A 15604-nucleotide genomic window follows, 5' to 3' on the forward strand; every position below is an offset into this window, starting at 1 on the left:
TTCACTCTGTTTATAAATGGGAATGGTAATCATTATTCATCATAAAGTGGAGCACTTCTTCGCATCCTGGCTACAATTTTTTAATTTCCTCCACAATTCTTAACGCATTGTGCCGTTAAATTTTTCATAGATTTACATATGAATTAACATATCGGTCACATACCTATGGGTACGCTCATCTCTAACTGGCCTTTTTCATGAAGATTATTTCCGCCCAACAAACCGTTTTTCCCGCATTGCTCATTCCGCTTATCTTCTCTCCTTCAGTCTTTGCTGAAAACGCGACTGAAGAACCAACCCTGATCGTCAGCGCCTCGCCATTGACGGTATCCGAACTGGATACGCCCGCTGCGGTCAGCGTTGTCAACGGTGAGGATATACGTCTGGCTGCGCCGCGCATTAATTTGTCTGAATCACTCAACCGGGTGCCTGGTTTGCAGGTACAAAACCGCCAGAACTACGCGCAGGATCTCCAACTTTCCATTCGCGGCTTTGGTTCTCGTTCCACCTATGGCGTGCGTGGGATTCGTCTCTATGTTGACGGTATCCCGGCGACGATGCCGGACGGTCAGGGTCAGACATCCAATATCGATCTCAGTAGTGTGCAGAATGTTGAAATCCTTCGCGGCCCGTTCTCTGCCCTGTATGGGAATGCCTCTGGCGGTGTGATAAATGTCACGACCGAAACCGGACAACAGCCTCCCACCATTGAAGCGAGCAGCTACTACGGCAGTTTCGGAACCTGGCGCTACGGCCTTAAAGCCACTGGTGCGATAGGTGACGGCACGCACGCAGGCGATGTGGATTACACGGTTTCCACCACCCGCTTCACCACGCACGGCTATCGCGACCACAGCGGCACGCAGAAAAACCTGGCGAACGCGAAGCTGGGCGTTCGGCTGGACGATGCCAGCAAACTGAGCCTGGTTTTCAACAGCGTGGATATAAACGCCGACGACCCTGGCGGTTTGACCGAAGCCGAATGGCGCGCCAACCCGCAGCAGTCTCCGCGCGCCGAACAATACGACACCCGCAAAACCATCAATCAAACGCAGGCCGGCTTGCACTATGAGCGTCAACTTAGCGCGCAGGATGAAATGAGCGTGATGATGTATGCCGGTGAACGCGAGACAACCCAGTACCAATCGATTCCAATGGCGCCCCAGCTTAAACCGTCACATGCCGGCGGCGTGATCGCCCTGCAACGGCATTTTCAGGGCATCGACAGCCGCTGGACGCATCAAGGAGAACTCGGCGTTCCCGTGAACTTCACTACCGGTTTTAGCTATGAAAACATGAGCGAGAACCGCAAGGGTTATAACAACTACCGTCTGACAGGCGGCGAGCCAGAATATGGACAAAAAGGCGAACTGCGCCGCAATGAGCGCAACCTGATGTGGAATGCCGATCCCTACCTGCAAACCCAGTGGCAGCTTACAGATAAGCTCTCGCTCGATGCCGGGGTGCGCTACAGTTCGGTCTGGTTTGATTCCAACGATCGCTATGTGACCCCTGGTAACGGGGATGACAGCGGTGACGCCAGCTATCATAAATGGCTACCTGCGGGATCGCTCAAGTACGCCGTCACCGACGCCTGGAATGTGTACGTGGCCGCTGGACGAGGTTTTGAAACCCCGACGATCAACGAGCTTTCCTACCGCGCCGATGGGCAAAGCGGGATGAATTTCGATCTCAAACCCTCGACTAACGACACAGTAGAACTCGGTAGCAAAACCCGCGTTGGTGATGGCCTGCTGACGGCGGCGCTGTTCCAGACCAACACCGATAATGAACTGGTGGTTGATTCCAGCAGCGGTGGCCGCACAACCTATAAAAACGCCGGCAAAACCCGCCGCCAGGGTGCAGAGCTTGCCTGGGACCAGCGCTTCGCTGGAGACTGGCGGGTCAATGCCTCATGGACCTGGCTGGATGCCACCTATCGCAGTAATGTTTGTGGCGATCAGAACTGCAATGGCAACCGGATGCCAGGTATCGCCCGTAATATGGGATTTGTTTCCGTCGGCTATGTTCCACAAGAAGGCTGGTACGCCGGTGCAGACGCGCGCTATATGGGCGACATCATGGCAGATGATGAGAATACAGCAAAAGCACCGTCCTGGACCGTCGTCGGGTTGAATACCGGCTATAAGTTCAATTACAACAGCCTGACGGTGGATGTGTTCGGACGCGTCGACAATTTACTGGATAAAGAGTATGTCGGTTCGGTCATTGTGAATGAATCGAATGGTCGCTATTACGAACCCGCGCCAGGACGAAATTTCGGCGTTGGCGTCAATATCGCGTGGCGCTTTGAATAGCGACTATTGTGTTAAATAGCGGGGAGGATCCCCGCTATCGTTTCTTTATGCATCATCGGCAACGCGAATCACGACCTTGCCGAAATTTTTCCCGGTCAGCAGGCCAATAAACGCGGCTGGGGCGTTTTCCAGACCGTCGGTCATCTGCTCACGATAATGAATTTTCCCCTCTTTCACCCAGCGTTCCATTTCCCGTTGGAATTCGTGAATGCGATGCCCGTAATCCTGGCCGATAATAAAACCCTGTAATCGGATCCTTTTTTTCAGCAACGTCCCCATCAACAGCGGCAGCCGGTCGGGGCCTGCGGGCAACTGGGTGGCGTTATAGCCGCTAACCAGGCCACACAGCGGGATCCGCGCCGAGGTATTTAACAGTGGCAAAACCGCATCGAAGACTTTACCGCCGACGTTTTCATAATAGATGTCAATTCCCTGCGGACACGCTTTCGCTAACTGTTCGGCAAAATCATCGGCATGGTGATCAAGACAAACGTCGAAGCCCAGCACTTCAGTCGCGTGGCGACATTTTTCTGCGCCTCCGGCGACCCCGACTACCCGACACCCTTTCAGTTTACCGATTTGGCCAACCGTTGCGCCAACCGGCCCCGTTGCCGCCGCGACAACCAGCGTCTCGCCCTCTTTGGGCTGTCCGATATCCAGCAAGCCCATGTAAGCGGTGAATCCTGGCATGCCTAATACCCCTAGCGCCCAGGAGGGCTGCTCAGGGTTTTCGCCAAGTTTAATCAGTCCTTTACCATCGGAAATATCATAGTCCTGCCAACCGCTGTAACCCACTACCCACTCGCCGGGCTGAAAGTCAGGATGATTTGACGCCACGACGCGGCTCACGGTACCGCCGACCATCACCCCACCGATCTCAACCGGCGGCGAATAAGAGGGTTCATCGCTCATACGTCCGCGCATATAGGGATCCAGCGAGAGATAAACGGTTCGCAACAATACCTGGCCTTCCCCAGGCGTCGCGACATCGTCCTCTTCAAGACGGAAATTATCCGGCACCGGCGCGCCATGCGGACGGGAGGCTAAAACCCAACGGCGATTGCGATCTGTTTGTTGACCCATGATGTTCTCCTCTGCTTTGGCATGAATCCATCAATAGTAGCAGGCTATTTCGCTCAATAAGCACAGATGCTTGCCTTCGCGCTTTTCGAATAGTATTGATAACGTAACAGTAAAATGAACATTCCCTGAGGATTACCATGTCAATTCGATTTGCCAGCAAAGAGGACTGCGACGCCATCGCGGAGATCTATAACCATGCGGTGCTGCATACGGCAGCCATCTGGAACGAACAGACGGTTGATACCGAAAACCGCGTTGCATGGTACGAAGCGCGTCAATTGCTGGGATACCCAGTGCTGGTGAGTGAAGAAAATGGCGTGGTCACCGGTTACGCGTCGTTTGGCGACTGGCGCAACTTTGACGGTTTCCGCCATACGGTGGAGCATTCCGTTTATGTCCATCCGGACCATCAGGGAAAAGGCCTCGGTCGCCAGCTTTTAAGCCGCTTGATTGATGAAGCGCGCACCTGTGGAAAGCATGTAATGGTTGCCGGCATCGAATCACAAAACCGGGCCTCTTTACATCTGCACGAGACGCTGGGGTTTATTATCACCGCCCAAATGCCGCAGGTCGGCACGAAATTTGGCCGCTGGTTAGATCTGACCTTTATGCAACTCCAGCTTGACGATCGTCGCGAACCGGACGCACAGGGATGAACCAGTCGCTCACCCTCGCCTTTTTGATTGCCGCAGGCATAGGCCTGGTGGTGCAAAACACACTGATGGTGAAGATCACCCAGACCTCGTCGACCATTCTTATTGCCATGCTGTTGAACTCGCTGGTCGGGATAGTTCTGTTTGTGAGCATATTGTGGTTTAAGCAGGGCATGGCGGGGTTTGGCGAACTGGTCGCCAGCGTTCGCTGGTGGACGTTAATTCCAGGGCTGCTGGGATCGTTTTTTGTTTTTGCCAGCATTAGCGGGTACCAGAATGTTGGCGCAGCCACCACCATTGCGGTGCTGGTTGCCAGCCAGCTCATTGGTGGGTTGGTGCTGGATATCTTACGCAGTCACGGTGTGCCGTTGCGGGCGCTAATTGGTCCGGTTTGTGGCGCGGTGATGCTAGTGGTAGGTGCCTGGCTGGTGGCAAGGCGATCGTTCTGAAATGCCTGATCGGCATGTAGGCCGGATAAGGCACAGCCGCCATCCGGCAAAATGCCTGGTGGCGCAGGCGCTTATCGGGCCTACAGCTAAATATTGCTTGTACGTCGCCACCGACACATCAAATAATCGTGCCGCCTTTGGTGAGCTGCTCGCGTCGTGCTTCCATATCTTCCTTATGCTGGCGACCGTGATGTGCAATAGCCGTTCTGAGTCGCTGCTGTTGCGTAAAACGCTCCTCACGGCTTAACTGCGCGTCTTCACTCAACGCCACCAGCAGTTCGTTCATATGGATAATAACGCTCTCCTCTAACGCAGCGTCTACGCGGGCGATAACCTCATCCAGGTGCGACATAACTTCTCCTTAATTCAGTTTTGCTTTTGAAAAATCACTGCCCATCAGGCTTACGCTGTATCCGCTCACGTTACTGCGCGTGGCATAGAACGTTTTGCCGTTTGCCAGCGCGATCCAGGGCGCTTGCTGATAATAAATCTCCTGCGCCTGCTGGTAGAGCTTAACGCGCTCTTCCGGTTTGCTGACCAGCTTTGCCTTCTGGACCAGAGAATCATACTCTTTATCGCACCAGCGCGCGGCATTCGATCCGGTTTTAATACCGTTGCAACTGAGCAGCACATCGGCAAAGTTATCCGGATCGCCATTATCTGACATCCAGCCAAACAGCGCAGCGTCATGCTCACCCTTACGCATTCCAGAAAGGTATTCGCCCCACTCGTAAGAAACGATCTTCGCCTTCACGCCGACTTTCGCCCAGTCGCTCTGAATCATCTCGGCGATACGGCGCGAATTCGGGTTATACGGTCGCTGTACCGGCATCGACCAGAGAGTGACTTCAAACCCTTTCTCCTGCCCGGCCTGTTTCAGCAGTTCTTTCGCTTTCTGCGGATCGTAGTCGTAATCTTTCAGATCGCTGTTATAACCCATCATATTTGGCGGGATCGGGGACTTCGCCACTTTCGCAGAGTCCAGAAAAACGGCCTTCACAATCGCTTTTTTATCCGTGGCGTAGTTTAACGCCTGACGCACCTGCACATCGTCGAACGGTTTTTTCTCGGTATTAAAAGCCAGATAGCCGACGTTCAGTGCTTCAACGGCATGTAGCGTCAGATCTTTATTCTTTTTAATTTCGTCAAACTGCACGGGCGACGGTGCGGGAATAATCTGGCATTCATTGGTTTGCAGTTTCGCCATTCGCGTCTGGACATTTGGCGTGATGGAGAAAATCAGATGCTTCGTCGGCACAGCGCCATCCCAGTAATTCGGGTTAGCCAGATAGCGGATCTGAGCGTCCTGTTTGTACTGTTGGAGTACATACGGGCCGGTACCAATGGGCCAGTTGTCTACGTTCTCAGGTGTGCCCTTTTTGAGCATGGCGTCGGCATATTCCGCAGAAAGGATAGAGGCAAAATCCATCCCCCAGTCAGCCAGAAAAGCGGCGTTTGGCTCGTTCAGAACAAACTGGACGTGATAATCATCGACCTTTTTCACCTCTTTAATCAGCTTATCGAAGCCAACGTCATTGAAATACTCGTAGCTGGCCTGAGAAACGTTGTGGTACGGATGATTCGCGTCTTTCTGGCGCAACACCGAGAAAATAACGTCATCGGCGTTAAAATCGCGCGTGGGTTTGAAGAACTTGTTGCTGTTAAACTTCACGCCCTGACGCAGGGTAAAGGTGTACGTTTTGCCATCTTCAGAAATGGTCCAGTCGGTGGCCAGCGAAGGTACCGGCGTGTTCTTAACCGGGTCGAAATTGATTAGGCGGTTATACAGCACCTGTGAACTCGCCACAAACGACGGGCCGGAGCTGGCGATTTGTGGGTTAAAGGATTCCGGAGACGCTTCCGAGCAATAGATCAGCGTGTCATTACTTGCCGCGAGCGCTGCAGTGCCTGGAAATAAAGCACTGAGCGTCAGTGCCAGCAATGTTTTCCCTTTTGACATCGTTATAAGCCTTCTGGTTTTATTATCAGGAAAGTCATATCAGCATAGCTGACAACTACTGACCAATAACAAATCACTCTCAGGTTATGCTAATCGGCTATTTTTTGCTGACTTATTCAGCAATTAGCCGTAAATAGTTTCCCTTAAGTCTTTTCCTTCGCGTCAACTGTTCTATGCCGGGAAAATTAGCGCCTTTATGCCTCTCTTCCGCCGTTTGCTTCCGCCATGAACCCGTAAAGTAAATGGGTGAAAAAGTCTTAGGGACCTTAACGTGGCAAAAACACTCTTGCGTAGCGGCAATCTGGATGACTATCAGGCCGTGGGCGGCGGCGGTCAGGCCGTTTTTGATTCAGCATTACAAATTCGTGAAACGCTTCGTCTGCGTAAGCAGCAGGCGATGGTGGATTGTCTGGCAATTCCACAGGTCAATGACACCGGCGAGCGAGTTGACTGGTATGCGCCTGTTGAAGGTGAAGCGATCGCCTGGAAAGCGGCTGATGAAGAAACGCGTTTACGCGCCCTTCGCTATCTCTCCGGCACGCTGGAAAGCACGGCGGCACTAAGCCGTAAAAGTCTGCAATCGGGAAAAACCTCTGTCCAACTTTTTGGATCGCTACTGGAAAAAGCAGTGCAATTTCCCGGGGAAAATCATGTATTCCTCGTGGATGGCAAGCCGGTTATTACCTTCTGGGGCTTTATTAATCTGAATGAAAACATCCGTGAAGATGTGCTTGAATGCCTGCACATTCAGGAAGAGATTGAGCCAGAGATAGTGTCTCTACCAGAGCCTGAGCCTGAAGAAGAAGCGTCGGTTGAAATCACCTTTTCCCATGCGGATGAACCCCTGCTGAGCGTGCCACCTGCTCCCGTTACTCTCCCCGAACCCACTATTCCGCAGGCTCCCGTTCAGGGGGTTGCTGAAGAACAGGTGACGTTGCCGAAAGCCAACACGCGACGCCGCCTGCCGCTGTGGAGTTTGCCGGTCGCCGCTGTGATCGTCGCCGCCATTGCCGCCCCGCTTTTGTGGAAAGCACAGCAGCCGATGGTTGCCACTGCCGAAACGGAAGTTGAACCGGTACCCACAATAACACCAGATTTCAAACCTCTGCCTGTACTGGCCGTCGCTCTGCCATTACATCAGGCAGAAGTGTCTCAGACAGTCAAAAAAGCGCCCCCTGTCACCGCCACAGAACCCGTCATCATTGCCGCTATTCCTAAAGATGCCCTGGTCATGGATGCCACGCAGATGAAGAGCGGGACGACGCGTTTCCTCAACGGTAACTGGCGCATCATGATGGAAGTGAAAGATCCTGCGACCGGGAAGGCCCCTTCGCTGCGTTATCAGATCCAGAATAACAAAGGGACTGCCCGGGTGGTGCATGGCAATAATATTGTTTGCCGCGCCGAGATTTTCTCAGGGCTGCACCGGACCGGCGAACTGATGATTAAAAGTCGCGGTAATGCCCGCTGTGCGGATGGTTCACGCTACCCCATGCCAGAAATCACCTGTAAAGCTGGGGTAAATGACGTCGCCGCCTGTACCGCTCGCTTCGATGCGCAGGCGGAAATTCCATTGACGCTCAAGAAAATAGGTGCCTGATTTTATGCTGGTTAATCTGTGTGATTACAAACAGAGCGTCACGCTCATTGCCAATAGCGGCGTACAGTTTCTCGATTTCGGGCTAACGCCGCAGGAATCGGCACACCATGGGCGTTTTGTGCGTAAAACAGCCAACGGGCCCCTGTTACGCCTCGACTATGATCTCACGCACGATCGTTACACCCTGACGGCACGACCGGGTATGCAGCCTGAAGTGGTCAAACCGGAAAGCACACAGTCGTTGCATTACTCGTTGGATGTTCTGGACGGCATCTGGCTACCGTTACCCTTTTTGCGGTTTAACCCCCCCCGCACTTTTGTTGAGGGACCCGATAACTGGGCGCGTGTGCAGGTGAGAAAACTCGCGACACCAGACAGCGCGGGCAATACGCATCGGGTGACTATTGCACTGGATAGCCAGTTAAGCGAGAACGCCCCCGCCTCCCTCGCGCCCGGAGAAAACGATCTGCTAAACGGTACGCGCTTTGCGCTGGCCTGGCGGGATGAAGAAGTCGCTGATTTTCTTGACCAGACATGGATTGACGGCTGGCTCCGCGAAGCGTTTCTCCAGTATGTAAGCGCAGAGGAAAACCGCTCCGAGCAGGCGATTAGCCAGGCGTTACGCAACTTTGAGTACCAGGCGCACTGGCTAAACCTGCTGGCCCTGCTTGGTGAGCAGCTCGCGGTACCGGAAGTTAAACTGGTCACCCATACGCTCAGCACCCCGGCAATACCGGTCGATTTAATTCTCGATGTGGGCAATACCCACACCTGCGGCGTGTTAATTGAAGATCATGGCGATGCGAACGATGGTCTGCGCCAGACGGCAGAACTTCAGGTCCGTTCGCTCAGTGAACCGCAGTTTCTCAACGACCCGCTCTTTACCAGTCGGCTTGAGTTTTCTGAAGCGCGTTTTGGCAAGCAGCATTTTTCAGTGGAAAGCGGGCGTGAAGACGCCTTCGTCTGGCCGTCGATTGTCCGCGTCGGTGACGAAGCGCGAAAGCTCGCCATGCAGCGAATGGGCACCGAAGGCAACAGCGGAATTTCCAGCCCTCGCCGCTATTTATGGGATGAAACGCCGGTGCTGCATGACTGGCGCTTTAGCCAGATGAATAATAAAACCCAGCGTGAACCACTGGCGACCGCGTTCCCGCTCATGAACCTGATGAACGACGACGGACAACCGCTCTACGCGCTGCCGCAGGATGATCGTTTGCCCGTGTTTTCACCGCAATACAGTCGCAGTACGCTGATGACGCATATGCTGTGCGAGATCCTCGCCCAGGCATTAGGGCAAATTAACAGCGTAGCGACACGTCTGCGGCTGGGCTTTCCGGCCTCCCCACGTCAGTTGCGCTCGCTGATCCTGACCCTGCCTTCAGCCATGCCGAAACAAGAGCGCGAGATCTTCCGTCTGCGAATGTTTGAAGCCATTGCGCTGGTCTGGAAAGCGATGGGCTGGCACCCACAGGATGAAGATTTCAGTACCCGCAAACAGCAGGAAAAAAGCGTTGTTCCCGTGCCGGAAATTCAAATGGAATGGGACGAAGCGAGCTGTGGGCAACTGGTGTGGCTGTATAACGAAGCCATTTCCCATTATGCCGGGCGCACTGAGGCCTTCTTCAGCACGCTGGCTCGCCCGGACCGTCTGCCGGAACCGGGTGAAATGCAGGGCCGGGCATTGCGCGTCGCATCAATCGATATCGGAGGCGGGACGACCGATATGGCGATTGTTCATTATCAACTCGATGATGGCGTTGGCGCGAACGTCAAAATTACGCCGCACCTGCTGTTTCGTGAAGGTTTTAAAGTCGCGGGCGATGACATGCTCCTCGACGTGATCCAGAAATGTATTCTGCCGGCGCTGCAAACGCGTCTCCAGCAGGTGGGGGTGACGGATGCTGCCGCCTTGCTTGCGACCTTATTCGGTGACTCCGGGCGGATTGATACCCAGGCCGTGTTGCGACAACAGACCGCGCTACAGCTCTTCATGCCGCTTGGCCATGCGGTGCTTTCCGCCTGGGAAAAGAGCGACGTTAACGATCCGCTGGCAGGGTTACATGCCACGTTTGGTGATTTGTTACCGCATTACCCTACCCGTAACGTGATGAATTATGTGCAACAGGCGATTGACCACGCGTTGCCGTCAGGATCGCCCGCATTTGACCTGTTTAGCGTGCCGCTACAGATTCAGTTCAGCCAGCTTCAGGACGCGATGCTGGCGGGACAGTTCACCCTGACTTCACCGCTACATGCGGTGTGTGAGGCGATTTCCCACTACTGCTGTGACATTTTGTTGGTGACCGGTCGCCCAACCTGTATTCCTGCGGTGCAGGCGCTGATTCGTCATTTACAGCCTGTTCCGGTGAATCGCATGGTCTGGATGGACAATTACCGCGTACATGAGTGGTACCCCTTCAGCCAGCAGGGCCGGATCGGCAATCCAAAATCGACGGCCGCCGTCGGTGCGATGTTGTGTAGTCTGGCGCTGGATCTGCGTCTGCCGCGCTTTAACTTTAAAGCCGCTGATATCGGCGCCTATTCGACCGTGCGCTATCTCGGCGTACTGGATAATACGGTAAACACCTTACGAGACGAGAACGTCTGGTATCACGATATCGATCTGGATAAACCCGGCGCGAAACTTGATACCCGCGTGCATTTCCCGCTGCGCGGAAACGTTACGCTGGGCTTTAGACAGTTGGCGAACAGCCGTTGGCCCGCCACGCCGCTCTATACCCTCAGCATTAACTCCGCCGAACTGGCGAAAAACATCGCGGGCGACGGGGTGTTAAACGTGCGTCTGCAGTTGCGCGGCGGCAGCAAGGAAAGCGGGCCGGAGTCCTTTGTACTGAGCGACGCCTGGCTTCAGGACGGTACACCTGTTGCCGCCAACGCCCTGACCCTGAAATTAAATACCCTGGCGGACCGTCGACACAGCGGCAGCCATTACTGGATTGACAGCGGGAGTGTGTACCTCAAATGAGCAAGATGTTGAATACCACTCAGGCCGCCATCGCGTGGGTCAACCGCACGCGTCAACATGCCGTTCGCCTTGATGATGAGGCAGACGCGCTGCTGATGCAGCTCAATACCGCCGCCGCGACTGAGTCCGCGCTTAATGCCGCACACAACAGCCGTGCCAGCATTGGTTTATATGGTTACTCGCAGGCGGCAAAAGCCCATCTTCTCGCGGCCCTGTGCGGCGACGAAAACGGCAAACTGAATATCGTTACGCCCGATCGTAATTTTGATTATTTCAGCCATATTAATCCCGGACATGCGGCTACCAATATGGCGCTGCGCTTTACGCAGCAAGAAAATCCGCTCGATCGCGAATGGCCGCTGCGTTTGCGTTTAATCACTGAGGCGGAACTGGTGCAAATTTTTATTGCCCAGGCCGCCCTTCAGCCTGAAATTCGCCAGGTTGAAACGTCGATTATCGAGTCGCGTTTAGAAAAGTGGCAGGCGCTGCGCCAGCCCCATTCCATGTCAGGCGTGAGTACGCACGACGTGGCGGCGACCGCCCGCTTCTGGCGCAGTTGCGTGCCCTCCTCACAACAGCAGATTGACGATGCGCTCTGGCATCAATTTGCCATGCTGATACCGACTGTTGATCTTGCGACCCGCGCCAGCGCCTGGTCACTTCTGTGGGGAGAACAGCCTGAACTAACACAACAGTGGCTAAAACTGGCGCATGTGCTGCAGCAGACGGGACACGCCCAGGAAGTGGCCGCCCCGCTCAGTTTATTGGTTGATCAGTTCGGATTACCGGCAGAGAGTTTTATCACCCAGGATGCGCTCGCCACGCTTGATGCACAAAGCGACGTTGTTGTGCATCCTGTGATTGAACAGCAACGCCTCAATGCGGTCAGCCTGCCGTTGGAACACCTCGCCATGTTGACTCGCGAAGTGGTGCTGACCGTCGAAGATGGGATGCTCGACAACGTTGATCTGCTGGATATTCCCCTTGCACCGTTAAACGCGACGCAGCCACTGTGGCACGCAAAACTTGGCTGGCTACTTGAACATTACCGTCAGCAGTTGCAACCCGATGTGCTGATGATTTGCAACGCCACGGTAAAACGGACTCAAACGACCGCAACCGCCAGAACGTTGCTTAACTGGGTTCATGATACTCAGCCCTCACGGGAAACGGCATTGCCTGGCGTCGTCTGGGCGATTACGCCTCTCGACGCACGCTTCAGCACCCAGCAAAATCTTGATGAAGCAGTTCAGCAGTTGATGGGAAAACCCGGGCAGCACTGGGGTACGTTGCAGGCGTTGGACAAACACAGCCTACAGCGGCTGGTGGAATGGCTGTCGCAGGCGACGTCGCCCGCTCAGCATCAGGCTCGTTTACAGGCGCTACGTGAGCAACATCATCAGCACCTGCGCGCGTTATTTTCCGCGAAACCGGACGAACAGCTTAGCGCAGAAACGGTGATCCGCCAGTTGCAGAATCAGGCAACCCATCACGGGGATCTGTTGGCAGGCTTGTTACCCGCGGTACATCAATTCGAAGCCCTGTTACGTATTCAGCAGCCGCGCGAGGAACAGGTTAGCGGTCTGTTTAATGATGCGATTGACCTCTTTGCCGAGGTACGTGAAACCCCGCAGCAGGCTGAGAGCAAGGATGCGGGCTATCTGGCTCATAAGATGTGGCTTAACCATATTCGCCAGTGGAGCCGTGATGGTTCTCAGGCGCAGCGGTTAGGACTCACGCCGGCAACCCTGCATCGGGTTGTCGATATTCTTATCACGACCAGCTATCGTCTGGATCTGCCCCAACAGCTGCAGCAGATTATGCAACGAGATGAGGTTTGCGGCGCACAGCTCCATGCCTGCATTGCCAACTTTATCGCCTGGCTTGGGTATGCGGATGTTGCAGAAGCCGCGCGTCCAGCCAGCCGCATTATGAAAGGCGCGCCGATCTTCTGTGCCGTGAAACGCCAGCCAATGGCACGGCTGACGCAACTTGAAGCACAACCGGTGCATGCCGCCAGTCGTTACGTCTATGACTGGTTAGTCGCACTGTATACGCGGGCGAATGAAAATAAGGGATATCAACATCCGCAGGACGTGACGGATGCCGATAAAAAGGCATTGAATGCGTTGTTAGCGCGGGGATAACTCTTACGGCCTGATGACGTAGGCCGGATAAGGCGCAGTCGCCATCCGGCATTCATTGCCACGCCGGAATGAAGTCAGAACAGCGAGAACAGCAGCGCGACCGGAAAACTCATCGGCCAGGTTGCGCCAACCAACAGCGCGCTCAGAAAGCGGATGCGTTTTTTATCATGGGAGAGAAACCAGGTGATCAGAAACGCAATCGCGCCCATCACTGCGTAAAAGATCAACATTTTTTGGTATAGGGACATTGCAGAGGCATCCAGCCAGAAGAACAAAACGCGCGCAATATGCTCTTTTTTATGACGCACATCAAGCTTTTTCCTTTTTGCTCGGAAATTATTGCATTTTTAATGGCCGCTTACGTTAACTCCACGTTTTGTACTATTGCGGATCCTGAGAGGTCGAACTATACACAAAGGGGCAATAACGTAAGGTGGCAAAAATGAATGTTTCCAGTAGAACGGTGGTTCTGATAAACCTCTTTGCTGCTGTTGGCCTCTTTGCTCTAATCTCTGTGAGATTCGGCTGGTTTATGTGATTGCATTTAGCACTTCGACGGCAGCAACAAAAAAGGTCGCTCTGGCGACCTTTTTTGCGCAACATCGTTTTACGATGTATGACAGGCACCGCTGCAGTAGGCGCAGCCATTGGGGTTGTATCCCAGCCTTCTCGCTTCCGCTATCGCACCAGTACAATTCGCAAACACGCCAAGGTAGTGTTTGTTTGGCTCAGAAGGCAGATACATACATGTGCTGACATGCACCTCGTTGTCGCCATTCGCTTGCTTGCTGGTATTGACATAATATTGAGCCATTTCATTTTCCTTATGACAGGCTGAAAAGCGTTCAGCCTGTTTACAGTACCTCTTCCTGGTCGAGACGTTGACGACAATGGCTCATTAATCGGAGGTTAATCACACCCTGCGTTAACTTTCCGAAATTTCTCCCCGTCATAGATAGCGGTTTAGTGTTTTACCATGACGTGGCGGACAACGGTGTAATCCTCCAGTCCATACAGCGACATGTCCTTCCCGTAACCTGAAAGCTTCTGCCCACCATGCGGCATTTCGCTGACCAGCATAAAATGGGTGTTCACCCACGTACAGCCGTACTGTAAACGCGCACTCACGCGGTGCGCGCGTCCAACATCGCGGGTCCAGACGGATGAAGCCAGTCCGTATTGCGAATCGTTGGCCCACTCCAGCACCTGCTCTTCATCATCAAACGCCGTCATGCTGACCACCGGGCCAAAGACTTCCCGCTGAACAATCGCATCGTCCTGTTTTGCTCCTGCCAGTAGCGTGGGGGCAAAGTAATAACCCGGACCATCAATCTTTTTACCGCCAGTGATGACCTTGATATGGCCCAGCGCCTGGGCCATATCAACCGCTTTGGTCACCCGTTCCAGATGCGCCAACGAGCTGAGCGGCCCAAGCTCTGTACTTTCGTCTTCCGGCGCACCAGATTTCAGACTGGCCACCGCCGCGCCCAGTTTCTCGACCAGCGAATCATAAATCCCCTTCTGCGCGTAAATCCGACAGGCGGCGGTACAGTCTTGACCAGCATTATAAAAACCAAAGGTACGCACGCCTTCTACGACAGCGTCGATATCAGCATCGTCAAAAACAATCACCGGCGCTTTGCCACCCAGCTCCATATGCGTACGCTTAATCGACGGTGCAGTGTGGCTGATAATATGCTCACCGGTGGCGATCGACCCGGTTAATGAAACCATGCGGACTTTTTTATGTCCGGTCAGCGGATCGCCGACCGTCTGGCCTCTGCCAAACAGCACGTTTAACACACCGGCTGGAAAAATATCTTTCGCATACTCCGCCAGTTTCAGCGCCGTCAGCGGGGTAATTTCTGAAGGTTTAATCACCACACAGTTGCCTGCCGCCAGTGCAGGTGCCAGTTTCCATGCTGCCATCATCAGCGGATAGTTCCACGGCGCGATGGAAGCGACAACGCCAACCGGATCGCGGCGGATCATTGAAGTGTGCCCTTCCAGATATTCCCCCGCCGCCAGGCCATTCAGACAGCGAGCCGCACCCGCGAAAAAGCGAAAGACATCGACAATGGCAGGGATTTCATCGTTAAGCACACAGTGTAATGGCTTGCCGCAGTTGCGCGATTCCAGCCCGGCAAATACCTGTGCGTTCTCCTCAATCACATCGGCCAACTTCAGCAGCATTTCACTACGCGCTTTTGGTGTTGTTTGTCCCCACGCAGCAAACGCCGCGTCTGCTGCGTTCACGGCGGCATCCACCTGTGCAGGGGACGCTTCGGCGATTTCGAGTAACACCTCGCCAGTGGCGGGGTTGTAGACGGGCTGCTTTTCACCTTCACCGCTGACCAGCTCGCCGTTAATCAGTAATTGATGTTGCATAGCATTTTCCCATTTCGTTG

At 54.1% G+C, this 15604-nt stretch carries 12 protein-coding genes; 7 read left to right on the top strand and 5 right to left on the bottom strand.

Annotation, left to right across the window (positions count from 1 at the left end):
• Positions 1-197 precede the first annotated feature (197 nt).
• A complete protein-coding gene (gene pqqU, locus HVY19_RS10135; RefSeq protein WP_181684171.1) occupies positions 198-2318 on the top strand; it encodes a TonB-dependent receptor PqqU in 2121 nt (706 codons plus the stop codon).
• 45 nt (positions 2319-2363) lie between these two features.
• Here pqqU and HVY19_RS10140 read toward each other — a convergent pair whose 3' ends face one another.
• Positions 2364-3401, bottom strand: coding sequence for an NADP-dependent oxidoreductase (locus tag HVY19_RS10140; protein WP_181684172.1), 1038 nt, complete (start codon positions 3399-3401; stop codon positions 2364-2366).
• Positions 3402-3538: 137 nt separating this feature from the next.
• Between HVY19_RS10140 and mddA the strand changes: the two genes are divergently transcribed.
• The gene (gene mddA, locus HVY19_RS10145) at positions 3539-4057 is read left to right on the top strand and encodes an L-methionine sulfoximine/L-methionine sulfone acetyltransferase (protein ID WP_181684173.1); all 519 of its coding nucleotides are present in this window, start codon (positions 3539-3541) and stop codon (positions 4055-4057) included.
• Entirely contained in the window at positions 4054-4503 is a 450-nt protein-coding gene (locus HVY19_RS10150; RefSeq protein ID WP_181684174.1) for a DMT family transporter, read from the top strand. Before mddA ends, HVY19_RS10150 begins: the two co-directional genes overlap by 4 nt.
• Before the next feature lie 118 nt (positions 4504-4621).
• On the opposite strand, the gene HVY19_RS10155 is transcribed toward HVY19_RS10150, so the two are convergent.
• The gene (locus tag HVY19_RS10155) at positions 4622-4855 is read right to left on the bottom strand and encodes a YdcY family protein (protein WP_181684175.1); all 234 of its coding nucleotides are present in this window, start codon (positions 4853-4855) and stop codon (positions 4622-4624) included.
• A gap of 9 nt (positions 4856-4864) precedes the next feature.
• Complete coding sequence (locus HVY19_RS10160) at positions 4865-6463, bottom strand: ABC transporter substrate-binding protein (protein ID WP_181684176.1); 1599 nt, start codon at positions 6461-6463, stop codon at positions 4865-4867.
• Positions 6464-6734: 271 nt separating this feature from the next.
• On the opposite strand from HVY19_RS10160, the gene HVY19_RS10165 reads away from it, so the two are divergent.
• The 3 genes from HVY19_RS10165 to HVY19_RS10175 are packed head-to-tail and all read left to right on the top strand — an operon-like array spanning position 6735 to position 13196.
• Positions 6735-8063 (top strand): SrfA family protein, encoded by a 1329-nt coding sequence (locus HVY19_RS10165; RefSeq protein WP_181684177.1) that lies wholly within the window; start codon positions 6735-6737, stop codon positions 8061-8063.
• Between the two features lie 4 nt (positions 8064-8067).
• Positions 8068-11049 (top strand): virulence factor SrfB, encoded by a 2982-nt coding sequence (locus HVY19_RS10170; protein ID WP_181684178.1) that lies wholly within the window; start codon positions 8068-8070, stop codon positions 11047-11049.
• Positions 11046-13196, top strand: coding sequence for a virulence factor SrfC family protein (locus HVY19_RS10175; RefSeq protein ID WP_181684179.1), 2151 nt, complete (start codon positions 11046-11048; stop codon positions 13194-13196). The genes HVY19_RS10170 and HVY19_RS10175 overlap by 4 nt, the downstream gene beginning before the upstream one ends.
• A gap of 74 nt (positions 13197-13270) precedes the next feature.
• Here HVY19_RS10175 and HVY19_RS10180 read toward each other — a convergent pair whose 3' ends face one another.
• Entirely contained in the window at positions 13271-13444 is a 174-nt protein-coding gene (locus HVY19_RS10180; protein WP_181684257.1) for a GhoT/OrtT family toxin, read from the bottom strand.
• A 194-nt stretch (positions 13445-13638) separates the two neighbouring features.
• On the opposite strand from HVY19_RS10180, the gene yncL reads away from it, so the two are divergent.
• The gene (yncL, locus tag HVY19_RS10185) at positions 13639-13734 is read left to right on the top strand and encodes a stress response membrane protein YncL (RefSeq protein WP_181684180.1); all 96 of its coding nucleotides are present in this window, start codon (positions 13639-13641) and stop codon (positions 13732-13734) included.
• A gap of 425 nt (positions 13735-14159) precedes the next feature.
• On the opposite strand, the gene patD is transcribed toward yncL, so the two are convergent.
• On the bottom strand, positions 14160-15584 hold the full coding sequence (patD, locus tag HVY19_RS10190) for an aminobutyraldehyde dehydrogenase (RefSeq protein ID WP_181684181.1): 1425 nt from the start codon (positions 15582-15584) through the stop codon (positions 14160-14162).
• Positions 15585-15604: the final 20 nt, after the last annotated feature.

It is taken from the genome of Citrobacter sp. RHB25-C09 (genome assembly GCF_013836145.1).
GTDB lineage: Bacteria > Pseudomonadota > Gammaproteobacteria > Enterobacterales > Enterobacteriaceae > Citrobacter_A.

What these genes read in the sequence shown, in the direction of transcription:
- HVY19_RS10155 (WP_181684175.1), bottom strand. Translation starts at nt 4,855, where the DNA reads ATGTCGCACCTGGATGAGGTTATCGCCCGCGTAGACGCTGCGTTAGAG.
- HVY19_RS10150 (WP_181684174.1), top strand. Translation starts at nt 4,054, where the DNA reads ATGAACCAGTCGCTCACCCTCGCCTTTTTGATTGCCGCAGGCATAGGC.
- patD (WP_181684181.1), bottom strand. Translation starts at nt 15,584, where the DNA reads ATGCAACATCAATTACTGATTAACGGCGAGCTGGTCAGCGGTGAAGGT.
- pqqU (WP_181684171.1), top strand. Translation starts at nt 198, where the DNA reads ATGAAGATTATTTCCGCCCAACAAACCGTTTTTCCCGCATTGCTCATT.
- yncL (WP_181684180.1), top strand. Translation starts at nt 13,639, where the DNA reads ATGAATGTTTCCAGTAGAACGGTGGTTCTGATAAACCTCTTTGCTGCT.
- HVY19_RS10180 (WP_181684257.1), bottom strand. Translation starts at nt 13,444, where the DNA reads ATGTCCCTATACCAAAAAATGTTGATCTTTTACGCAGTGATGGGCGCG.
- HVY19_RS10140 (WP_181684172.1), bottom strand. Translation starts at nt 3,401, where the DNA reads ATGGGTCAACAAACAGATCGCAATCGCCGTTGGGTTTTAGCCTCCCGT.
- HVY19_RS10160 (WP_181684176.1), bottom strand. Translation starts at nt 6,463, where the DNA reads ATGTCAAAAGGGAAAACATTGCTGGCACTGACGCTCAGTGCTTTATTT.
- HVY19_RS10170 (WP_181684178.1), top strand. Translation starts at nt 8,068, where the DNA reads ATGCTGGTTAATCTGTGTGATTACAAACAGAGCGTCACGCTCATTGCC.
- mddA (WP_181684173.1), top strand. Translation starts at nt 3,539, where the DNA reads ATGTCAATTCGATTTGCCAGCAAAGAGGACTGCGACGCCATCGCGGAG.
- HVY19_RS10175 (WP_181684179.1), top strand. Translation starts at nt 11,046, where the DNA reads ATGAGCAAGATGTTGAATACCACTCAGGCCGCCATCGCGTGGGTCAAC.